This window comes from Paenibacillus farraposensis, from assembly GCF_020736845.1.
In the GTDB taxonomy this organism is placed as follows: Bacteria; Bacillota; Bacilli; order Paenibacillales; family Paenibacillaceae; genus Paenibacillus; species Paenibacillus farraposensis.
Window position 1 is genome coordinate 229,946 of the sequence record NZ_JAFFQR010000043.1, and the last position, 21,460, is coordinate 251,405.

Sequence of the window (21,460 nt, forward strand, 5' to 3'; positions counted from 1 at the left end):
ATGGCAAAAGAAAAAATCGTACTCGCATATTCCGGCGGTCTGGATACGTCGGTCATTCTAAAATGGCTCAAGGAAACGTATGATGCTGAAATTATCGCATTTACCGCCGATATTGGGCAGAAGGAAGAACTGGACGGCCTGGAGGAAAAAGCGCTTGCGACGGGGGCTTCCAAAGTATATATTGATGATTTGCGCGATGAATTCGCCAAGGATTTTATTTATCCGATGTTCCAGGCGGGAGCTTTGTATGAAGGGCAATATTTACTCGGAACGAGTATTGCACGTCCATTGATCGCTAAGCGAATGGTCGACATTGCGATTGCCGAAGGAGCAACAGCAATTGCTCACGGCGCAACAGGTAAAGGCAACGATCAGGTACGTTTCGAGCTGAACGCGGCAGCACTGACGCCGGATATCAAGGTGATCGCACCTTGGCGGCTGGAAGAATTCCGCAATCAGTTCCCGGGCCGGGCAGAAATGATTGCCTATGCGGAAAAACATGGTATTCCGGTAACCGCTTCTGCATCCAAACCGTATTCTATGGACCGCAATCTGCTTCATATCAGCTATGAAAGCGGTGTGCTGGAAGACCCTTGGTTTGATCCAAGCGCTCCCGAGAACAAAGACATGTTTTTGCTCAGCAACGCGCCTGAGGATGCTCCGGATGAGCCTGAATATTTGGAAGTGGAATTCGAAGCAGGCAACTGCGTCGCTTTGAACGGAGAACGGATGACTCCGCTGCAGGTCATGGAGAAGCTGAATGAGCTGGGAGGCAAGCACGGTATCGGTCGTGTAGATATGGTAGAGAACCGTTTTGTTGGCATGAAGAGCCGCGGAGTCTACGAGACGCCGGGTGGTACAATTCTGTTCACGGCTCACCGCAAAATGGAATCGATCACGATGGATCGCGAAGTGATGAACTTGCGTGACAGTTTGATTACCCGTTATGCTACGCTGGTTTACAACGGGTTCTGGTTCGCGCCGGAACGTGTGGCCTTGCAGGCTCTGGTTCATGAGAGCCAGAAAAATGTCAGCGGCACTGTGCGTGTGAAGCTGTACAAAGGCAATATTATCGGCGCAGGTGTCAAAAGCCCGGTTAGCTTGTATAACCCGGATATTGCGACAATGGAAGCTGATCCGACACAAGCGTATGATCAAGGCGATGCAACAGGTTTCATCCGGTTGAATGCTTTGCGCTTGAAGGTCAATGCGGGCGTAACCAAAAAACATAAATAATGATATAATCAAAAAAATGTACGGAATGCGGGCCGTTCTTGTCCAAGCGACGAGGGCGGCTTGTATTGCAGAGAGGAGACTATGCAATGGGTAAGTTATGGGGCGGACGTTTTACAAAGCAAACGAACAAGCTGGTAGAGGAATACACGGCTTCGATCGGATTTGATAAAGCGCTGGCGGAGGAGGATATTCAAGGCAGTTTAGCCCATGTAGCCATGCTGGGCAAATGCGGCATTATCCCGCAGGCAGATGCCGACACCATTAAGGAAGGGCTGCACACGGTGCGGGAGCGCATCCGTCGCGGAGAGATTGAATTTTCCGTTTCGGACGAGGATATTCACATGAATATCGAAAAAAATCTGATCGAAGCCATTGGCCCGGTCGGTGGCAAGCTGCACACAGGCCGCAGCCGTAACGATCAGGTAGCCACGGATATGCACTTGTATTTGCGTGGCCGTGTAGTGTCACTGGTAGGTATGCTGCAAGATGTGCAAGCCGCATTGATTGGACAGGCCAAAGACAATCTGGATACGATTGTACCGGGATACACACATTTGCAGCGTGCGCAGCCGATTTTGTTTGCGCATCATTTGCTGGCCTATGTATCTATGCTGGAGCGCGACATTGACCGTCTGAAGGATAGCTACAAGCGTATCAATGTATTGCCGCTGGGCGCAGGCGCTTTGGCAGGAACGACCTTCCCGATAGACCGTTATTTTGTAGCCGAGCAGTTGGGTTTTGCTGGCGTATATGAAAATAGCCTGGATGCCGTCAGTGACCGGGATTTTATTGTAGAGTTCCTGGCCGGAGCCTCGCTGATTATGACGCATTTGTCCCGTCTGAGCGAGGAACTGGTGCTGTGGAGCAGCACGGAGTTTGGCTTCGTGGAGCTGGATGATGCTTTTTGTACAGGCAGCAGCATTATGCCGCAGAAAAAGAACCCGGACGTACCAGAGCTGGTACGCGGCAAAACCGGACGTGTCTACGGGAATCTCGTTGGCTTGCTGACCGTATTGAAATCCTTGCCGCTGGCATACAACAAGGATATGCAGGAGGACAAGGAAGGCATGTTTGATACCGTTGCTACACTGGAAGGAGCGCTGCAGTTGTTCGCACCGATGATCGCCACGATGAAGGTGAACAAGGAACGCATGCGTCAGGCGGTCAATCAGGATTTCTCGAATGCAACGGATATTGCGGATTTCCTGGTTGGCAAAGGACTTCCTTTCCGTCAAGCGCATGAGGTTATCGGCAAAACCGTGTTGTATTGTATCCAGCACGGCAAGTATTTGCTTGACCTGACACTGGAGGAATTCCAGCAGTTTTCCGATTTGTTCGATGACCGCATTTATGAGGTGCTTCAACCGGAGGCCGTAGTGAATGCACGGAATGTATATGGCGGAACGGCTACAGGGCAGGTACAGGCAGCCATTGGACGTAGTGAACAACTCCTGGCGAATACATCAGCTTGGCTTGAAGAGCATCAACGCAGGAACTAAATTAGCAAAAGAAAAAAATATTTTTGCACGGTTGGTTGCAAGACCAGGTGTGGAATCTCATATTTAAGCTAAATAAAGGGCACCGTTCGCGGTGCCTTTTGTGATTTATAAAATATATTTTAACTAGTTCTAAAGACCCAGTTATACATATTTATGAAAATTTATATAAATAACATAATTGTATACCTATTTCTGCCATAAATATGGTAGAATAGCACTAAGTTTCGGATGGTAGGACTAACATGCTAGAGCGAATCCTTTTTTACATCACTGATATCCGTCTGGAAAGGGTGTTTTCCTGATAGGGAAAATTGCGTTAATGTGTAAATGATTGGTATAAATGAGAAATATAGGGATTTTCTGGAGTGCGTAAGGACGTATCGCCTGCCGAAACAGTTAACATGCTCACGGGACAGGGGCGGGAAGATGCAGGAGGTATTATGAGAAGTAAAAGAACGGCTCGACAGTTAAAGAGCGTATGGATCGGTTATCATGTTTCTGACGCCGAACAATTGGTATCCTCATTGAGTGAGGAACGGATACAAGCAGAGAAACTGCTTTGTGAGGAACGTGAGCTTTTTCACGCGTCGCTGGAACGGAAAAAGCAGCGGGATGCGGAACTCAAGCAGCTGCTTGCGGACGCGCTTGCGGAAGAGCGGCGCTGGATTGAAAGGGCGGGAATCCATGGGTGACAAGCTTAGGTGGCAGATTGGCGGAGTTTCGATTCGCCAAACCAAGAAAAGAATAAAAGAAGAGCGCCAGCAGATCGCCGTACTGCAGCAGCAACTGGAGGCTCAGCGATCGGAGCAGGCCCCGGTGTTGTACAAGCTTGATTTCCATATTGAAGAGCTGGAGCAGCGGCTTCAGGATACAGAGCTTCGCATCCAGGCTATCAAAGATGCTGATGATTCAGCAGCAGTGGAGCAATTGCTGGATGAAGGCATGCAGGCTGAGCAGGCTCAGGAAGCGCAAGTTCAGTATGCTTCCGGGCGCCAGGAACAGGCAGCAGGCGCCGCTATGGGAGCAGACATCAGCGGGGCTGGCGCAGCAGGTGAAGCGATTGACGCTGGAGAGCAAAGCGGACGAAACGGCAAGGCCCGTCTGGGTGATCAATTAGTGGAAACCGGATTGATCACTCGGGATCAACTGACGGACGCGATCCGCAACCAGAAGCGTTATGGCGGCAGGCTGGGGGACATTCTCGTGGAGATGGGCTTCGTTACAGCCGAGCAGCTGCAGCAGCAAATTAGCGGGGATGAGTCCAAGGAGCGGCTGGGCGATATGCTGGTTCGTTCCGGCTATATTTCGCCAGAGCAACTGGAGCGCGCACTGGAGTTTCAGGCGAAGAGCGGCGGGCTGCTCGGTGACATTTTATTATCATTGCAAATGCTGGAGCCTGCGGATTTGTACCGCGCGATTGCCACACAGAACCGAATCGGACGCATCGGTGAGGAATTGGCCCTGGATGCGGCCTACAAGTTGCCCGAGCAGGTGGCGATGGACTACGGTGTAGTTGTCATTCACCAATATATGAATCGTTATATTGTGGCGGTCAGTGACCCGCTGCCGGAAGAGCGCTGCCAGAGGCTGGAGGAAATCCTCGGTATGCCGGTAGAGCAGGTACTGGCGACCAAAGAAGAGATGGAGCAGCTCTGGGGCAAAATTTACGGTGAAGAAATGATGCAGGAGAGCACAACCGGCCTGCTGGAAAAAGAGCCGCACAATTCGGCACGTACAACCTTTACAAAGGGACAGCTGTGGGTGTTCGCGGCGATGGGCGCAATTACATTGCTCGGCCTCTTCTGGAACTGTTGGAAAACGGTGCTGATCATCAATATGATGATCCAGCTATTTTATTTCGCTATGACTCTTTTCAAATTCGGGATTATCTATCTCGGTTCCCGGCGTGCGGCGCAGCTTCGCTTTACAAAGGAAGAGGTCGACGCCATGGATGAGAAAAAGCTGCCAATCTATACGATTCTCGTACCGATGTATAAGGAGGCCGAAGTGCTTCCGATGCTGTTGCGCAATTTGGAGCAGCTGGATTATCCGAAGTCAAAGCTCGATGTGCGGCTACTAATCGAAGAGGATGATATTGAAACGATTGAGTTGCTTCGCGAAATGAAGTTGCCCGCCTATTACACGACATTGATCGTCCCTGACGGCCTGCCCAAAACCAAGCCGAAGGCATGTAACTACGGACTTATACGGTCGCGCGGCGATTTTGTCGTCATTTACGATGCCGAGGACCGTCCCGACGCCGATCAGCTTAAAAAGGTCATTGCGGCCTTCAATTCACTCCCCGAGAACTATGCGTGTATTCAAGCAAAGCTCAATTATTTTAATAGTACGCAAAATCTGCTCACACGCTGGTTTACTCAAGAATACAGCATGTGGTTCGAGTTGCTGTTGCCGGGTATTATGCAGCTAGACACCCCAATTCCGCTCGGCGGCACGTCCAACCATTTCCGGGTATCTGTATTAAAAGATATCAACGCATGGGACCCCTACAATGTTACCGAGGATGCCGATTTGGGCATACGTCTGTACAAAGGCGGCTATAAAACTGCCATTGTCGACTCTCGTACATGGGAGGAGGCCAACAGCCGCGTCGGCAACTGGATTCGCCAGCGGTCACGCTGGATCAAGGGATATATGCAGACATGGCTGGTTCACATGCGTAATCCGGTGAAATTGGTGCGCGAAGTGGGCTGGAAAGGATTTTTAGGCTTTCAGGTAATGATTCTGGCCACTCCAATGCTGCCATTGCTGAACCCGATTTTCTGGGGCATGCTTATTTTATGGTTTGGCTGGGAAATGTCCTTTATTCCCAAGCTGTTTCCGGGTTTTGTGTATTACCTGGCCAGTGCGGAATTCTATATTGGTAACTTTTTGTTCGTATTCAGTAATGTGGCGGGAATGTATTGGGTTATCGGGGAGCTGGAAGAGCGCGGTGAACGAACATTTTCGTATGCGATGGTCAAATACGGACTACTCTCGCCGCTATATTGGGTACTTATGAGTATAGCAGCGGTCAAAGCAGCCTGGCAGCTTATTACCAAGCCGTTCTATTGGGAGAAGACGACCCATGGTTTGACCGATATGCACGATTTGGATGATACCCCGGCTCAATCTTCCTGAATATGAAGAAAGAAGGAGCAAGAATGGAGACAAAAATACCTTTTTTATCCGTCATCATTCCCATGTATAATGAAAGCTCACATTTGGAGCGTTCACTTACGGTAATTGATGGAGTACTGTCTGTTGTTACTCCGCGCTATGAGCTGATCGTCGTAGATGATGGCTCCAAAGACGAGACGTGGCTCAAGTTATCCGAGTTGTCCCGTCGTATGCCCTCTTTGCTCGCGCTGCGGCTGAGCCGGAACTTTGGCAAGGAACTGGCGCTGTGCGCAGGTCTGGAAAACGCCGCGGGCGATGCGATTATCGTCATGGACGGCGATTTGCAGCATCCTCCTGAAATGATTGGAGAGATGGTGCGTTTATGGCAGGATGAAGGTTACGATTTGGTTGAATGTGTAAAAGAATTTCGGGGAGAAGAGTCGCTGGGCAAAAAGCTCGGAGCCTCATTGTTCTACGCGACGCTGAACCGTTTAACGGGCTTTAATCTGAAGGATGCCTCAGATTATAAGCTGTTGGATCGTCAGGTCGTGGATGCCTGGATGGCCATGCCGGAGCGTATGCCGTTTTTCCGCGGAATGACGGCCTGGCTTGGCTTCCGCAAAGCCCAGATTTCGTTTCGGGTGGCTCCGCGGGAGGAAGGCCCAAGCCGCTGGAGTCCGTTCGGATTATTCCGGTTGGCAGCCGAAGCCATTGTCTCGTTCTCAACCGTTCCGCTGCGGGTAGTAAGCCTGATGGGAATCATTTTTATGCTGATTTCCGTCGTCTTGGGGATTCAAACCTTGATGCGCAAATTAATGGGTGATGCTGTAACCGGATTTACCACTGTCATATTGCTGCTCTTGATCATTGGCAGTGTCCTCATGCTGTCCATTGGAGTGGTAGGAGAATATATTGCCGCCATATATCATGAAGTCAAAGCCCGGCCCCGTTATCTGATTTCAGAAAAACGGGCAAATGCTGACCGAATGTGGGTGGGTAGGGAGTTTAATCAACATGATCAGACGTTCATATCTAAAGTATCCAATCATTAAATACGGTATTGTGGGGGTGCTGGGTACAGGTATCCACGTCAGTGTGCTTGTGCTGCTGGTGGAACTGTTCAAAGTGCCTGCGGTAACAGCGACTACAATCGGATTTGTGGTGACCCTGCTCGTTTCGTACATGCTGAATCGGAACTGGACGTTCGAGTCAACAGGCGAGGGGAGCCGCACACAGTTTCTGAAGTATGCGTTGGTCTGCTCCTGTGGTCTGCTGCTGAATGCAGCTCTCATGTATGTAACCATTCACTGGATCGGCTGGTCGTACTTGATCGGTGAAGTGCTAACGACCATCATTGTGCCCATTCATAATTACCTCTGGAACCGATACTGGATTTTTTCTGTTCCGCAACAGCGTCAGAGAGAGAATTCATGATTTTAAAAAAAACAAAGTGGAGCACAAAGAACCGCAATAATTGATGTTCATGTATGATAGCGGATCGAATCATGCGGCTATAGGATGAAGGATAAGGCTATAGCTGTAATACTGTAACAAGTTTGAGGAGGAACGAGAGGAATGTCCTTTCGCAAATGGTCTGCAAGCAGATGGATAGCTATAGGTCTGTTTGTATTAATACTTGCGATAGAACTGTCCGCAGGCATATATTTCAGCTATGTTCTGGGATACATGCATACGGACGCGCTCAGTCGCGTAGCTAACGCATTTTATGTATTGTACAGCCATGATCCACATCTGGGAGCAATCGGGTTTATCTGGAATCCGCTGCCCAGTCTGCTGGAAATGGTGATTCTCGTGTTGTATCCGGTTTTTCCGGCATTAGCATCTTATGGATTGGCTGCGGTTATCCTTAGTGCTACCTTTGCCGCTTTGACTGCCATGCTGCTGTATCAGGCTGGTGTCAGAACAGGGCTTGGCTCAGGAATGAGCTTGCTGCTGGCTTTGCTGTATGCGCTAAATCCATTTGTCTTACTGTTTGGTGCCAACGGGCTGAGCGATTCGCTGTACATATATTTTATTATGATGACGGTGATTGAATTTGCATTGTGGCTCAAAAACCGAATGACGGCGAGCCTGATTGTATCCGGATTGGCGCTTGCCATGGCGTTTTGGACCCGCTATGAGGCCGTTCCTCTAGGTGTGGCGATGGCATGTGGCGTCGTCATAGCGGTTCTGTTTTTGCATCGGCATCTGGAAAGGCGCGAGCAGCCTTTGCGGGAAAAGCTGCACAAAGTTGAGGCGACCTGGCTCCTGCTCCTGCTCCCTGTAGTTTTTTCCGGACTGCTGTGGATTTTCTTCAACTATCTGATTATGGGAAATGCTTTTTATTTCCTCAATTCAGAGTATTCGAACACAGCGCAATCGTCAGAACTGCTGAATGATAAAAAATTCGTGGAGATGTTCTCCAATCCGCTGGTAGCTCTGAAGTTTATTGCTTCCAAAACGATTTGGTATTCCATCCCGCTATTTGCTATTTTGCTCATTCGCTTACTGAGCGGACGCTTGTTCCGATGGGGTACCCTGATTATTCTGCTGTTGTTCCTGTCCGTACCGGGTCTGCAATTTTTGCTTATGATGAAGCAATCCTCGTATGGCTGGTTCCGCTATTTTATGTATGTGTTCCCCATTACCGTGGCCTGGCTGCCGTATGAGATGAGCCAGCTTCAGGGAAGATGGCGGAGAGCGGCCTTGGCTCTGGTATCCGTCAGCCTGCTGCTTACCGCCGGACTTCTCACTTATGCGTTGACTCGTCCGGATATTGCGCCGGATGAGAATAGCTTTCTGACACGAACAGGGAATGTGAACTATGTGAGGCAGGTATCAGACCGAAAGATTGCCGTCTGGCTGGATGAGCATCTGCCGAAGTCGACGATCATGACTGACTCGGCCTCGGCTTACACCATGATCGTGTATAGTCAGTATCCCAAGCGCTTCCTGATTACAAGCGATTATGTGTTCAATAAAGCATTAAGCTATCCGCAGGATAGCCATGTGGATTATATCCTTGTACCCAAAATCATGCCAGGCATGCCACTGAGTAAAATCAATATGGTATATCCGAATTTGTATGAAAAAGGTGCACCGTGGGTTCAGCTTGAGCGTGAATTTAACGGCGAGTGGCGCCTCTACAAAGTGCTGCCCAAGTCACAGACGCAGGTATCTTCATCAACGGAGACACCGGCAGCACCATGATGAGTGATGTGCAGTAGAGGGCGAGCAGCATTTGGTTTGCGTACCGCCGGACCCTAAAGAAATCCCGCAGCTTTTCCCATTGCATTGCGATAAGAGAAGGCTGCGGGAATTTTTTAGTTAGCGGCCTTGGACCGGTAGCCAGGTCAAGAACTTCCGAATAAAGCTGACATTGAATAAGAGCCATAAGAGAACCTCTTTTCCCAGAGCGTGATCACATCCTGTCATTATATACATATTCAGGCAACTATCTAGGCGTTAGGTCCTAAGTTTCATTTATCCCGGATTAGGTGAGTTGTGGTTATATGGGACGATTTTTTTATTTTGGGAGTTATTTGGGTTTGATTTCTGGTAAAGTGTTTACAAAAGAATGATGAAGCCAATCAAAAGGAGGAATTAATTATGGGGAAGAAGTTCAGAAACACTGTTACAGGTGTATTGAGTACTGGACTTATTTTAAGCGCATTCAGCGCAGCGGCAGCAGCGCCTCAAACAACAAGCGGCCATTGGGCAGGGGATCAGATACAACGCTGGTCGGCTACAGGACATTTGGCTAGTGCAGCGAAACCGGATGCAGCGATTACGCGTGCGGAATTTATTGTTCTTCTGAACCGCAGCCTGGGTACATTTACGGTGGACACTCCGGCTGTGACAGACGTAACATACGCAGACAGTGTGAAAGTGAACAGCAACGGAAGCAGAACGTTCACAGATGTGCCTGCGTCGCACTGGGCCTACAATGAACTGACGAGTGCCGTGAATGCAGGTTACATAAGCGGCTATGCCGATAACAAGCTCAAACCAAATGGAAAAGTGACGCGCCAGGAAGCCGCGGCTATCGTGGGCAAAGCCATTGGATTGACTGCGGGTAATGCAGCAGATGTTACTAAATTCATCGACTCCGCCAAAATCGGATCCTGGGCGAAGAAAAGTGTAGCGGCAGCTGCGGAACAAAAAATCATTAACGGCTATCCTGATGGCAAATTCCGGCCTCTGAAGCCGCTGACTCGTGCAGAAGCGATCGCCATTTTGGATGCGGCATCCGGATACAACCTGAGCTCTGTGGATAATCTGACAACGACTCCTGGTGGAACGGTAACAGGCTCCACATATAGTAACGTTACCGATTCCACTTATGGTAACACGTCCGCTGCGTCTGGTATTAAGGCAGAGGATAGCAGGATCAGCACCAACACAGAAAGCACCACTGCAAATTCAGATGCTGCAAAGACAAATACATTGAAAGTCAATGATGTGTATGACGGGGAAGGCACAATTACAGGAATAGCAACAACAGGCTCCAAAGTAACTGCCTATTCCAACGATCTGCCCATCGGTAGTGCGGTAGCCAAGGACGATGGTACGTTTAGTATCAGCGTGCTTGCTCAAAAAGCAACGGTTAAGCTGGTGATCAAAGCAGAAGATAGAGACGGTAGCGAAAGCGACCCTGTAGAAATATCTGTTTTGGGTAAACGCAGCAAGTAAGCTATCATCAAAATCTCAAAATCCTCCTTTAACGCTGTCTGGTCCGATCCAGACAGCAGTTAAAGGGGGATTTGTCTTTTACGGTTTGCGCGTTTTCTGCTCAGCCGATATGCTTTCATCATGAACAGCAACAATACGCTGCTTTGCAGGGTAGGTGTCGCGGCTGATCCGGGTGCGTTCCACCTTTTGGCCATCCACCTTTTTGATACGGAACGTTTCCACTACATACCCTTCTTTCCCTTGCCGAAGTACCTGATAGGAGCCGGGAGAAAGAGAACTGTTGCGGATTTTCTTTTCCGGTGAGGGAAGAACACGAACGATGCGGGATTCCAGCTCGTAGGACACATTAGACGGAAAGGTGCCAAAAAATTTAACGGTAAGCCTCCGGTTTTGGACAGCGGCACGAAGGAGTAGATGCTTTCCTGTATTGTTCTTAAAGCGAAAATTAATAGACCCGGTAGCAAAAGTTGCATCCTGTCCTTTGGGCAAATAGCTGACCGGCAAGGAGTGGTTATGGCGTTCAATAATGTCCAGGCCGATTCGCAGCGCCGCGTTATAGACGGTGCTGGATACCTGACAAATTCCGCCGCCAATGCCGGATTCCAGCTGTCCGTTCACGATCACCGGCGCTTCGCGAAAGCCGTGGGTGCGTTCAGCCTTGGCTATGATTTGACCGTAGTCAAATATGTCGCCAGGCTTGAGGATCAATCCGTCAACGGTGCTGGCGGCCGAGTTGACGTTATACACACGTCCTTCCGAGCTGCTGCCTAGACTGGTGGAAAACTGGACGATTTTACGTTCAATCCCTTCGTCCCGCAGGCGATCGACCGTGACATTCGGCTCCAGTTGCCGGAACGGCAGCTCCATCTGCACCGGCTCCCCGGATTCGGTTAAATCCTGGGGTAACGCCTTATCCAGCGCTAAGTACAGTTTAGGCCAATCCAGGCGGCGGGTAGAGCGCCCCGAAATATAGCGAACCTGATCGTTCGCGTCAATCTCGCGCACGGCATCAACAGGCATGCCGTAGCGCTGCTCCTCCCAGTCGCTTCCCAATCGGGCTTTTAAGGCCGTGCTCTGCCGGACGGGCGTGACAGACCATTCCTTTGCAAAGGTAAAGCGTGTCTGTACACGAGTCCACAGATGCTTCGAGCCGAGCGCCTTCACGGCATTGCGGAATGCCTCCGCTTTATAGGTAACTCCTGCTTCCCCGAGGGCAAGTTTGATATCCTGCGCGCTGCTGTCATGGTCCTTCAAGATCAGAGGGCGCTGCTGCAAGGCATCCAGTTTTTTGTCCAGCAGGCGGAGAGCGGCTGTTTTATCCATGTTTCCGATATTAACTCCTCCGACCGTTACCCCCTCCGGCAGCGTCTGTCTGTCGCCGTACAGATGAAGCCCTCCCCACAATGTAGCCAGTGCCAGAATTCCGGCCCAGATCCAAATAACAGATAAATGAACTTTTTTCATCATGCAGCTGTCTCCTGTCTCGTAAGCTTGATAACGCATTCGTATGCCATCATATTCATGTATATGTGCAAGTACATAAAACTTTCGGTACTATTTAGGTAACAAATTTGTTACAATGATAAACGGTATGATGAAATACGAAGGAAATGCATGGAATATGTCGAATGTACATTAGGTTATTACGTAATATGATTAAGCAGCGGGAAGTGATCAAGTGATTGAAATGCAGGATGTGTGGAAGACTTACGCTAACGGGACCCACGCACTTCAGGGAGTATCGGTCAGAATTGACCGCAATGAATTCGTATACATAGTCGGTCCGTCCGGAGCGGGGAAATCGACTTTTATGAAGCTGATTTATAGAGAAGAAGTACCGACCAAGGGGCAGATTTCAGTCAATGGATTTAATATCGGGAAGCTCCAGCAGCGTAAAATTCCGTATGTTCGCCGTAACATCGGCGTCATTTTTCAGGATTTTCGGCTTTTGCCGCGTCTGACGGCCTATGAAAATGTAGCTTTTGCAATGGAGGTTATTGAGGCCCCCAAGAAGCTGATTCGCAAACGGGTACCGGAAGTGCTCGAACTGGTCGGCCTGAAAGCAAAAATGAACCGTGAGCCTGCCCAGCTTTCCGGCGGGGAACAGCAGCGTGTAGCGATTGCACGGGCCATCGTGAACAATCCCTCGGTGATCATTGCCGATGAACCAACAGGGAATCTGGACCCCGAAACATCGTGGGAAATCATGCAGTTGCTGGACGAAATTAATTTCCGGGGTACGACCATTGTGATGGCAACACACAATAAGGACATCGTGAACTCCATGCGCAAACGTGTTATCGCCATCGAAAATGGCAATATCGTAAGAGACCAGGTAAGAGGGGAGTACGGATATGACTTTTAATACCTTCTTGCGTCATCTGCGGGAAGGTTTCAAAAACATATTCCGCAATGGCTGGATGTCTATAGCATCCATTACCTCCATTATCGTGTCACTGCTTATATTAGGCGTGTTCATCATGCTGGTGCTCAACGTCAACTCTCTGGCTGATCAAGCAGACAGTCAGGTCGAAATTAACGTATTTCTGGAGCTGAATGTGGATCAAAGCATGCGTGAAACGCTGCAAAAGGAAATCGCGGCCATGCCGGAAATCAGTAAAACGGCCTTTGTGACGAAGGCTCAAGGATTGGAAGAGCTGCGCAAAGATCTGGGAGACAGCGGCAAAGAGCTGCTGGAGGGTTTTGATAAGGACAGTAATCCGCTGCCAGATAAAATTGTGGTAGAGGTTATCGAACCGACGACGGTTCCATTTGTGGCCGGGAAGATTGAGAAGCTGAATACAGTACATCCAGAGAAACCGATTTTGAAGGTGCGTTATGGAAAAGGCACGGTAGAGACGCTCTTTACGATTACCAAGCTGATCCGTAATGTTGGCTTTATATTTGTAACCGGACTGGCCATTATGTCCATGTTCCTGATCTCGAATACCATTCGTGTAACGATATTGGCACGACGCAGAGAGATTAGCATTATGAAGCTGGTCGGTGCGACCAACTTTTTTATACGATGGCCGTTTTTTATCGAAGGCGCGCTGATTGGTCTCATTGGTTCCCTCATTACAGTGGCTATTTTATTCACAGGCTACTATCGTCTGCTAGCGGCCGTACAGGGAGATATCGCACTAAGTATGTTGAAGCTGATGCCGCTTGAAGGTATTTGGATTCAGTTGAGCGCTTTGCTGGTTATTTTGGGGATGCTGGTCGGCATTATTGGTAGTACCCTGTCCATGCGCAAGTTTTTAAAGGTATAAAGATTTATTTGGTGAGCGTCATAATCGATATCAATTAGAACGGGGAAGCCCGGTGTTATATTGCGGTAAAGGATGGGGATTGCAAGTTGAAGAAAACAGGATCTTTGCTGGCCGCTACCTTGGTAGCTGCACTGCTGATTCAGCCTTCTGACGGATATGCCAAAAGCATGAGCGAAATCAATTCACAACTGAACCAATTGAAAAAGCAGACCCAATTTGCTAAGCAACAACGGGAAAAGGCTGCTCAAGATAAACAATATGCCCAGCATTACAAAAATAAAACGGTGCAAAACTTGAAAGTTGTACTTGATCAGATTAACAGTGTCAGTGATCAACTGACTCGTGTAGCCGTTCAGATCGATCAAACCGAAGATAATCTGCGTGCGACGAAAAAAGAGTTAGCCGAGGCGATTGATCGCATCAAGTCACGGGAAAAAATGCTGGAAACGCGCGTGCGTCTGATGTATACGGATGGAACCGTCTCGTATATGGACGTGCTTATGTCTTCGACCAGCTTTAGTGACTTTTTGAGCCGGATCGATTCACTGAAAACGATCGTCGAACAGGATCAAATTCTGCTTGACGAGCATAAAAGGGACAAGGCTCTGGTCGTAAGCAAGAAGAAACAGCTTGACACAGAATACAAAAATGCCAAGAGGCTGTATGCGCTCAAGCAGGATGCCAAGGCAGAACTGAGTGCGAAGGAAAAAGAGAAGCAAAGACTGATCGCTGGCTATGATCACGATATTGCGGAGTCGGATGAAATCAGTGAAGAGCAAAATGATATGCTAATAGCCCTCGCGGGCAAACGTGCAGGTTTGATTCAGGAGAAGAACAAGCTTAGAGCGGAACAGGCTGCCAAAGCAGCACGCGCCAGAGCGGCTGCACGTGCGACTGAAGCCAGAAGATATGCTTCGTCATCGGGCGGTAGCCCGAACTCCAGTCATGCGGCAGCCAGCACGTATACGGGCGGAACAGGCACATTGGCTTCGCCTGTAGCTCATTACCGGCTCTCGTCCACTTTTGGCATGCGTGTACATCCGATTACCGGCAAGCTTAAAGGCCACACCGGCATTGATATGGCGGCTCCGCAGGGAACCGATATTCACGCAGCCGAAGACGGTGTGGTTATCGTTGCTGAATGGTGGAGCGGCTATGGCAACACGGTTGTAATCGACCACGGAGACGGGTTATGGACCCTATACGGCCATATTCGCAATGGCGGTACAGTGGTTCATACAGGGCAGACGGTAAAACGCGGTCAAAAAATTGCAGAGGTGGGTTCAACAGGCAATTCCACAGGACCCCACTGTCATTTTGAGGTGCGCGAAAATAACAAACCTGTAAATCCGATGAACTATTTATAATAGATCAGGCAAGCCCTATTTATAACCAATGCGGTTGTAGATAGGGTTTTGCTATAATGGTCTATATCTGATGAAGAACATGTGCATTGAGACACAGAGTAGGATACAATTAACATATTCCGTACAAGCTAAACGTATACTTCGTGAATGGATAATCGATGTGACGGAAAAGGGTACAAGATAAAGAGAAGGCGGTGGACGATTAGATGTTGAAAAAAAGTACAGCGGTACTCTTGATGGTGATCGGGCTGCTTGGCGGCAGTCTGCTCACTTTTGCTTATACTGGAACGGCGACAGTGGGGAATAGCGCTCTGGGCGAGGGACTGCTGGCAAGTGTGACTGGCAGTAGTTCCGCCTCCAGAAGTGATATCCGTAAGATTGAGACAGCCATGGACCTGATCCAGGGACAATATTATCAAGACGTGGATCGTACCAAGCTGGTGGATGGAGCCATCAACGGTATGATGGAGTCGCTAGGCGACCCGTATTCTTCTTATATGGGCAAAGAAACGGCACAGCAGTTTGAACAGTCCATTGAAGGTTCTTTCACCGGGATTGGTGCCGAGGTAGCATCGGAAAACGGGAAAGTTGTCGTCGTAACACCGATTAAAGGTTCTCCGGCCGAGAAGGCGGGGCTTCGCTCTAAAGATATTATTTTGTCTGTTAACGGTGAAACACTGGATGGAATGGATTTGAACAAGGCCGTTTCCAAAATCCGTGGACCTAAAGGCAGTCAGGCTAAGGTGAAAATCCAGCGCAGCGGCTCTCCTGATGCGCTCGAATACACGATTACCCGTGACAACATTGATATGGAGACCGTCACAGCCCATATGGAAAGCGGCGGCGTGGGTGTGATTACGATCACCCAGTTCTCCCTGAATACAGCAGATCGCTTCAAAGAAGAGCTGGCGAAGCTGGAAAAGCAAGGGCTTAAAGGACTCGTCATTGACGTGCGTAATAACCCCGGCGGCGTGCTATCAGTCGTCATTAATATTGCACAGCAATTTGTACCTTCTGGCAAAACGATTGTACAAGTAGAAGACAAGAACCAGAAGCGTGAAGAAGAGAAATCCAAAGGTTCAAGCAAAAATTATCCGGTGACGCTCCTGATGAATAAAGGAAGCGCAAGCGCGTCCGAAATTCTGGCAGGTGCTCTGCAGCAATCCGCTGGTGCAGTACTGATCGGGGAAAACTCCTTCGGTAAAGGAACGGTGCAAACCAGCTATGACAAGCAGATGGGCGACGGCAGCCTGCTCAAAATCACGATTGCCAAATGGCTAACGCCGAATGGAACGTGGATTCATAAAAAAGGGATTAAGCCGGATATCGCAGTGGAGCAGCCTGAATACTTCACAGCAGCACCGCTGAGCAAAGAGAAGTCCTTGAAATACAACATGAACAGTAGTGATGTAAAAAATGCACAAGTGATTCTGCAAGGCTTGGGCTACAAACCGGGCCGTGAAGACGGCTATTTCGACAAAGCGACAGAAAACGCTGTGATTGCTTTCCAAAAACAGGCGAAGCTGAAGGCTAGCGGCATCATCGATGCGAAGACCGCGGCGGCGATGGAAACCAAGCTGGTTGCAAAAATTCGTGATCCGAAAAACGATAATCAACTCAAGAAGGGGATTGAAGAGATTCGGAAGGAAATGAAGACGAGCACAGCGAAATAATAATAGTGAGGCTACAACAAGGGGGCTGGAAGCAGCCTCCTTTGTTGTTGGGATTTATTTGCAGTCTGTCGGATTGTCTTCCCTACGTTGGTAATTTCATATAAAATAAATGGATATGAAATGTACGTGATCCGCTATACAGCGGGCCAGGGGCATAAGGAGTGTGAATGAACTTGGAATGGGCATTACAATGGGGATGGAGCGTTCTGAATGCTTGCTTGTATCTGCTTTTACAGCCGTTTTACTATATCTCGATACTCATTGTCGCGCTTGGCTATCGTCGGCAAATGCTGCTGGAGCGCAGGCTGTTCCATACCAGAATACATAGCTGGGCAGGACAAACCTGGCGTGTCGTATGGAGCGGTTTGATCGCCGGCCTGGTGCTATCCGCTTTGGGAATGTTCGTCAGCGTGCATCTGAGCCCGGCTTCCATCGTGTGCCTGTGGGTGACCACACTGCTGCTTATGCTTATACGCGTCCGTTACCTGTGCCTGGCCTACTCGGTAGGCCTGCTGGGTGTCGCTCAATTCGCCCTGAATGTGGCGAATGACTGGCAGCCTGACGGAGCGCTCGGCACATCGATTGCAGCCATCCGTGGATTGGATATCCCGGCATTACTGGTGCTCGTCGCTGCGCTGCACGTGGCTGAGGCGCTGCTGGTTCGCTGGCAAGGGGGAAAGGCTGCCGCTCCGCTGTTTGTTGAGGGCAAACGGGGGAGGTTGGTTGGAGGCTACCGGATGGAAGACCTCTGGCCGATTCCGCTGCTGCTGTTGGTTCCCGTTCAGGGAGGCTTTATGCTGCCCTGGACACCTTTATTCGGCGGCGATGCCGGGGCCGGATACATGCTGGCTGCCTTGCCAGTCCTGATGGGCTTTAGCAGCGTGACGCTGGGCCAGCTGCCACGACACAAGGCGGTGCTTACGTCAAACCGCCTGCTCCTGTACAGCGTGGCTTTGCTTTTGCTAAGCCTGCTGGCTGCATGGTGGAGTCCGCTGATGCTATTAGCAGCGTTATTTTCCTTCCTCGCCCATGAGGCGCTGATCTGGTATGGCACCATCGAGGAAAGCCGTCTCAGCCCGATGTTCGTCCATCCGGAGCAGGGAATGCGTGTTCTTGCTGTACTGGAAGGAAGTCCGGCGAAGGCGATGGGCATCCTGCCGGGCGAGGTCATTTACAGGGTGAACGGCGTGCTTGTGAATAGCCGTGCCGAGCTGCACCAGGCCCTGCGAATCAATTCAGCTTTTTGCAAGCTGGAGGTACGCAATCTTCAAGGCGAAATCAAGTTTGTACAGCGCGGCATGTACGATGGCGATCATCACCAACTGGGCATTGTGCTTGCACCGGATGAAGATGCAAGCTGGGCCGTGTCCATACAGGCAGCCTCGATCTACCGGATTGTTGCCATGCACATCGGTGCTCGGCGACACCAAGCCAGACAGGCTTCGAAGGCAGAAAAAAGCGCAAGCCTGGATACGATAGAAAAATAGATGTTTTGAGAGAGTAGTCTTTATTGGATTGGAGTCGAATAAGGTGCTGCTCTCTATTTGTATTCAAACGGTAGCCTGCTTGAAATGACTATTCTCATCGGTATACAATGAATAAGAAATATCATACATTCACGAACCATATGCTATCAAGTGCAAAGCAGGGAGAGGACAAGATGAATGCAATTCACTTTATTCGAGAGTATATTAGGCATCCGCGCAGCGTAGGCGCTGTCATCCCCAGTTCAAGACAGCTGGCCAAGCAAATTACCACACCAATTTCCTTCGACAAAGCAGCGTGTATTATTGAGTATGGCGCAGGTACCGGTGTGTTTACGAAAGAGCTGATTTTACACAAGCGACCGGAAACACGACTTCTGGTGATTGAAGCCAATGCATCGTTTTACAAAACATTACAAAGCAAGTACGGACACCTGGAGCGGGTACACGTTATTCACGGATCAGCCGAACATGTAGCACAGTATATGCAGCAATATGGGGTCTCCAAGGTGGATTATATTGTGTCAGGACTCCCTTTTACCAGCTTGCCAGCCGCATTATCCAGTCTTATTTTGGGACAAACAGCCGAGGTTTTGGGGCAGGAAGGCAAATTTATTACGTTCCAGTACAGCAAGCTCAAACATCATTTTTTCCGCACCTTTTTTGGCGATATCCAGATTAAAAAGGTAAACTGCAACGTCCCGCCCGCCTATGTATTCACATGCAGCCTGTGATCTGTCAGCTATGAAGAGAATAAGAATAAATATGAATATGAGGATTTTTTGGGAATACCTGGTTAGCATCATGAAGATGTTAAGCAGGTCTTTTTTTTGTTGTGTATCCCCAAGGAGAGGGATATGAAATAAGGGGATATGTTTAAAAGCAAGATTCGTTTAAGGAATCATAATTTAAAATGAGATTTAACCTATATATTACATATGATGGGGTCTGTTGGATTTTGTGTGATTCATAATAGTTTTTGTTAAAGGGGATTTAAGTATGGTAAAACCGCTGATGTTCATGCGCTGGTGTGAGTATTACGGGTTAAGTGACCGTGAGACAGATTTTATATCTTTTTTTATGATGAATTTCTCGGCTGCCCGATCAGGCAATCATCTGAAACTTGGTGAACAATTTGTTGAGATTCAGAGAAAAACATTTCCTGAGTACCCGTTTGACATTACCCCGGAGGAATTGGATTACTCCAAATTTGAAGGACTGATGAAGCAGGTGTTAAACATTCATTTTGACACGGCCGAGCTGCTATATTCCTTCTACCTCCAAAAGCTGTGTGCCCCATTGGCTGAATACATTTTATCCACTGGGGAATCAGAGCCTGCACGCATCTATTATGAGCTAATTCAAAAGGACAAAGTACGGTAGGGAAGATTGAAAAACTTTGCGTCTAAGGATTCCCGTTTCATACACGGGGTCGTGATCGCTGTCGGTGGCGGCTGGACGAAGGGTTAATTTTTGAGTAGATTCCATAAGGAATGGTTTAGAAGGCTCCGTGTTTAACGCAACCATTCTTTTTTTATCATACTTCGTATTAATGAAATATTGAGAGTTTCCAAAATCATATGCAGTCAGATTAGGCCAATCTTACGGGATTGGTCTTTTTTATTGATTATTTTGTAAAAAAAGAAATGATATGTTTATTGCAATCGTTTTTGTAACACATCAAGAACTATAATTTCTTTAGAGCTAGTGGGAAGGGGGATAGGTAAAATAAATAACCGTGAGTATGATTTAAAACAATTGGCTCATTTTCACTAGTCTGAAAAAATATCTTGAATCGGAGGAATTATCTATGAAGAAGAATAAACTGGTTGCAACCGCTTTATCTTTTAGTTTGTTAGGGGCTGTTGTCACGCCGAGTGCAATTTTTGCAAGTTCAAATGTAAATTACTCTTTTCAAGAACAAAGCCAATCTCCTATAGTAACTTTACAACATCTCGATACGGCAACATTGCAAAAGAATCTGGAAGCTGCCCAAGGCTTGGAAAAATATATTAAACCGGGTGCGGATGGTCTACTCTACATTGACGAAGCTGGCAAGGATGTGTCTCTAATGAAGCTTATGAATATATTGCTAGTGGTGTTCAGATCATCAACGAATCTCTCAAAAGTGGACAAACTAAATTAGACGTTGAGAACCAAACGATCGTTCCGTCTGGACAAGCACCGATTCAAACGCCAAACGTAATCACACCTAATGCTTCCTCGAACTCGTATTGGTGGGGAGTAGCAATAACGATGTCACAAAGCGAAACCAAACAACTGTCCTTTTCGTTGAAACAACAATCTAAAGGATATTTGACTGTCTCAGGTCTTGCTGCTTCAATAGGTGGTATTATGGGTCCTAATCCTATACCTTGGGCTGCCAGTGCCGCAGCTGCTTTGGTTTCTTTGGGAACTGATTTAGTCGCTTCAAGTTTAGACAACTATAACGGTTCACGCGGTACTACGCTCAATCTGCATTGGCTGCCAGCTATTTATTATACAGTTAATTCGAACTAAAATTTGGCTAAATACCTACTTTTACTATAATATTGTATATAATGTAAAAGAAGGGGAAGGTGAATATGAACCCCATTTTTTTTGTCACTGCTTTTCTGATGTTATATGCTCTTTTGGGCTTTGTTGCTGTTCTGTTTATATTTAAGCGTTCAAAGCAACCAGTACGAAGAAGTATTCAGTTCGTTGTCGGTCTCATTGGATTGGTGGCATTGTATGCGATTGTCAAAGCTTTTAACAATGCTGGCAGCCCTGATTCATATCATTATTTTGCCATAGTGGTATTTGTGATTGTTGCAGCAGCAGCATCCAAGTATCTCAGAAGAAAAAGTAATTAGCTTCATTCGCGTTCTTGGGGAAGTTCAATTTCCCCAAGAGCGTTTTTATTTTTTTCAGGGAAGCCTCCTCTGCCGGTTCTTTTTTTATCTCCAGTTTTTCGCTCCTTCGTTATTGCTTTCATTCAACTTGCCCTCATTTTATCTGTCCAACTAACTATATCCGATCCACAGGTTCAATTTATATTGGATGAAGGGTTTAAACGTTATGTACTTCATTCAACTTTTCAATTATCACGGGATTCGTTAAAAAAGACTTCTATCT

The 21,460-nt window shown here is 48.2% G+C and carries 19 protein-coding genes; 18 read left to right on the forward strand and 1 reads right to left on the reverse strand.

Annotation, left to right across the window (positions count from 1 at the left end; all coding sequences use genetic code 11):
• The 8 genes from JO375_RS08455 to JO375_RS08490 all read left to right on the forward strand — a co-directional run bounded on the left by JO375_RS08455 (position 1) and on the right by JO375_RS08490 (position 10,547).
• Positions 1 to 1,236, forward strand: coding sequence for an argininosuccinate synthase (locus JO375_RS08455; RefSeq protein WP_229524045.1), 1,236 nt, complete (start codon positions 1 to 3; stop codon positions 1,234 to 1,236).
• Between the two features lie 86 nt (positions 1,237 to 1,322).
• A complete protein-coding gene (gene argH, locus JO375_RS08460; RefSeq protein ID WP_229524046.1) occupies positions 1,323 to 2,735 on the forward strand; it encodes an argininosuccinate lyase in 1,413 nt (470 codons plus the stop codon).
• A gap of 440 nt (positions 2,736 to 3,175) precedes the next feature.
• Positions 3,176 to 3,427, forward strand: coding sequence for a hypothetical protein (locus tag JO375_RS08465; protein WP_229524047.1), 252 nt, complete (start codon positions 3,176 to 3,178; stop codon positions 3,425 to 3,427).
• A complete protein-coding gene (locus tag JO375_RS08470) occupies positions 3,420 to 5,876 on the forward strand; it encodes a glycosyltransferase family 2 protein (protein ID WP_229524048.1) in 2,457 nt (818 codons plus the stop codon). Before JO375_RS08465 ends, JO375_RS08470 begins: the two co-directional genes overlap by 8 nt.
• A 23-nt stretch (positions 5,877 to 5,899) precedes the next feature.
• Complete coding sequence (locus JO375_RS08475; RefSeq protein WP_229524049.1) at positions 5,900 to 6,907, forward strand: glycosyltransferase family 2 protein; 1,008 nt, start codon at positions 5,900 to 5,902, stop codon at positions 6,905 to 6,907.
• Positions 6,870 to 7,289, forward strand: a complete 420-nt coding sequence (locus JO375_RS08480; protein ID WP_229524050.1) for a GtrA family protein — start codon at positions 6,870 to 6,872, stop codon at positions 7,287 to 7,289. The genes JO375_RS08475 and JO375_RS08480 overlap by 38 nt, the downstream gene beginning before the upstream one ends.
• A gap of 141 nt (positions 7,290 to 7,430) precedes the next feature.
• A complete protein-coding gene (locus tag JO375_RS08485; protein WP_229524051.1) occupies positions 7,431 to 9,065 on the forward strand; it encodes a glycosyltransferase family 39 protein in 1,635 nt (544 codons plus the stop codon).
• Positions 9,066 to 9,464: 399 nt separating this feature from the next.
• Positions 9,465 to 10,547 carry an S-layer homology domain-containing protein gene (locus JO375_RS08490; protein ID WP_229524052.1) on the forward strand — a complete coding sequence of 361 codons (1,083 nt, stop codon included), beginning with the start codon at positions 9,465 to 9,467 and terminating at the stop codon, positions 10,545 to 10,547.
• Positions 10,548 to 10,625: 78 nt separating this feature from the next.
• Here JO375_RS08490 and JO375_RS08495 read toward each other — a convergent pair whose 3' ends face one another.
• Positions 10,626 to 12,011: a VanW family protein gene (locus tag JO375_RS08495; RefSeq protein ID WP_322098715.1), complete on the reverse strand. Its 1,386-nt coding sequence runs from the start codon at positions 12,009 to 12,011 to the stop codon at positions 10,626 to 10,628.
• Between the two features lie 214 nt (positions 12,012 to 12,225).
• On the opposite strand from JO375_RS08495, the gene ftsE reads away from it, so the two are divergent.
• From ftsE to JO375_RS08545, 10 genes are all read left to right on the forward strand, one after another.
• The gene (gene ftsE / locus JO375_RS08500; RefSeq protein WP_229524054.1) at positions 12,226 to 12,912 is read left to right on the forward strand and encodes a cell division ATP-binding protein FtsE; all 687 of its coding nucleotides are present in this window, start codon (positions 12,226 to 12,228) and stop codon (positions 12,910 to 12,912) included.
• The gene (gene ftsX / locus JO375_RS08505) at positions 12,902 to 13,819 is read left to right on the forward strand and encodes a permease-like cell division protein FtsX (protein ID WP_229524055.1); all 918 of its coding nucleotides are present in this window, start codon (positions 12,902 to 12,904) and stop codon (positions 13,817 to 13,819) included. The genes ftsE and ftsX overlap by 11 nt, the downstream gene beginning before the upstream one ends.
• A gap of 86 nt (positions 13,820 to 13,905) precedes the next feature.
• A complete protein-coding gene (locus JO375_RS08510) occupies positions 13,906 to 15,186 on the forward strand; it encodes a murein hydrolase activator EnvC family protein (RefSeq protein ID WP_229524056.1) in 1,281 nt (426 codons plus the stop codon).
• Positions 15,187 to 15,392: 206 nt separating this feature from the next.
• Complete coding sequence (locus JO375_RS08515) at positions 15,393 to 16,859, forward strand: S41 family peptidase (RefSeq protein ID WP_229524057.1); 1,467 nt, start codon at positions 15,393 to 15,395, stop codon at positions 16,857 to 16,859.
• A gap of 167 nt (positions 16,860 to 17,026) precedes the next feature.
• Positions 17,027 to 18,346, forward strand: coding sequence for a PDZ domain-containing protein (locus tag JO375_RS08520; protein WP_229524058.1), 1,320 nt, complete (start codon positions 17,027 to 17,029; stop codon positions 18,344 to 18,346).
• 173 nt (positions 18,347 to 18,519) lie between these two features.
• Entirely contained in the window at positions 18,520 to 19,077 is a 558-nt protein-coding gene (locus JO375_RS08525) for a class I SAM-dependent methyltransferase (RefSeq protein ID WP_229524059.1), read from the forward strand.
• 265 nt (positions 19,078 to 19,342) lie between these two features.
• Positions 19,343 to 19,726, forward strand: a complete 384-nt coding sequence (locus JO375_RS08530; protein WP_229524060.1) for a hypothetical protein — start codon at positions 19,343 to 19,345, stop codon at positions 19,724 to 19,726.
• Positions 19,727 to 20,153: 427 nt separating this feature from the next.
• The gene (locus JO375_RS08535) at positions 20,154 to 20,489 is read left to right on the forward strand and encodes a hypothetical protein (protein WP_229524061.1); all 336 of its coding nucleotides are present in this window, start codon (positions 20,154 to 20,156) and stop codon (positions 20,487 to 20,489) included.
• Between the two features lie 110 nt (positions 20,490 to 20,599).
• Entirely contained in the window at positions 20,600 to 20,863 is a 264-nt protein-coding gene (locus JO375_RS08540; RefSeq protein WP_229524062.1) for a hypothetical protein, read from the forward strand.
• A gap of 65 nt (positions 20,864 to 20,928) precedes the next feature.
• Positions 20,929 to 21,198 carry a hypothetical protein gene (locus tag JO375_RS08545; RefSeq protein WP_229524063.1) on the forward strand — a complete coding sequence of 90 codons (270 nt, stop codon included), beginning with the start codon at positions 20,929 to 20,931 and terminating at the stop codon, positions 21,196 to 21,198.
• Positions 21,199 to 21,460 lie beyond the last annotated feature (262 nt).

Excerpts from the sequence above, each read along its gene's own strand:
- JO375_RS08455 (WP_229524045.1), top strand. The coding sequence starts at position 1 with ATGGCAAAAGAAAAAATCGTACTCGCATATTCCGGCGGTCTGGATACG.
- argH (WP_229524046.1), top strand. The coding sequence starts at position 1,323 with ATGGGTAAGTTATGGGGCGGACGTTTTACAAAGCAAACGAACAAGCTG.
- JO375_RS08465 (WP_229524047.1), top strand. The coding sequence starts at position 3,176 with ATGAGAAGTAAAAGAACGGCTCGACAGTTAAAGAGCGTATGGATCGGT.
- JO375_RS08470 (WP_229524048.1), top strand. The coding sequence starts at position 3,420 with ATGGGTGACAAGCTTAGGTGGCAGATTGGCGGAGTTTCGATTCGCCAA.
- JO375_RS08475 (WP_229524049.1), top strand. The coding sequence starts at position 5,900 with ATGGAGACAAAAATACCTTTTTTATCCGTCATCATTCCCATGTATAAT.
- JO375_RS08480 (WP_229524050.1), top strand. The coding sequence starts at position 6,870 with ATGATCAGACGTTCATATCTAAAGTATCCAATCATTAAATACGGTATT.
- JO375_RS08485 (WP_229524051.1), top strand. The coding sequence starts at position 7,431 with ATGTCCTTTCGCAAATGGTCTGCAAGCAGATGGATAGCTATAGGTCTG.
- JO375_RS08490 (WP_229524052.1), top strand. The coding sequence starts at position 9,465 with ATGGGGAAGAAGTTCAGAAACACTGTTACAGGTGTATTGAGTACTGGA.
- JO375_RS08495 (WP_322098715.1), bottom strand. The coding sequence starts at position 12,011 with ATGAAAAAAGTTCATTTATCTGTTATTTGGATCTGGGCCGGAATTCTG.
- ftsX (WP_229524055.1), top strand. The coding sequence starts at position 12,902 with ATGACTTTTAATACCTTCTTGCGTCATCTGCGGGAAGGTTTCAAAAAC.
- JO375_RS08515 (WP_229524057.1), top strand. The coding sequence starts at position 15,393 with ATGTTGAAAAAAAGTACAGCGGTACTCTTGATGGTGATCGGGCTGCTT.
- JO375_RS08520 (WP_229524058.1), top strand. The coding sequence starts at position 17,027 with ATGAACTTGGAATGGGCATTACAATGGGGATGGAGCGTTCTGAATGCT.
- JO375_RS08525 (WP_229524059.1), top strand. The coding sequence starts at position 18,520 with ATGAATGCAATTCACTTTATTCGAGAGTATATTAGGCATCCGCGCAGC.
- JO375_RS08530 (WP_229524060.1), top strand. The coding sequence starts at position 19,343 with ATGGTAAAACCGCTGATGTTCATGCGCTGGTGTGAGTATTACGGGTTA.
- JO375_RS08535 (WP_229524061.1), top strand. The coding sequence starts at position 20,154 with ATGAAGAAGAATAAACTGGTTGCAACCGCTTTATCTTTTAGTTTGTTA.
- JO375_RS08540 (WP_229524062.1), top strand. The coding sequence starts at position 20,600 with ATGTCACAAAGCGAAACCAAACAACTGTCCTTTTCGTTGAAACAACAA.
- JO375_RS08545 (WP_229524063.1), top strand. The coding sequence starts at position 20,929 with ATGAACCCCATTTTTTTTGTCACTGCTTTTCTGATGTTATATGCTCTT.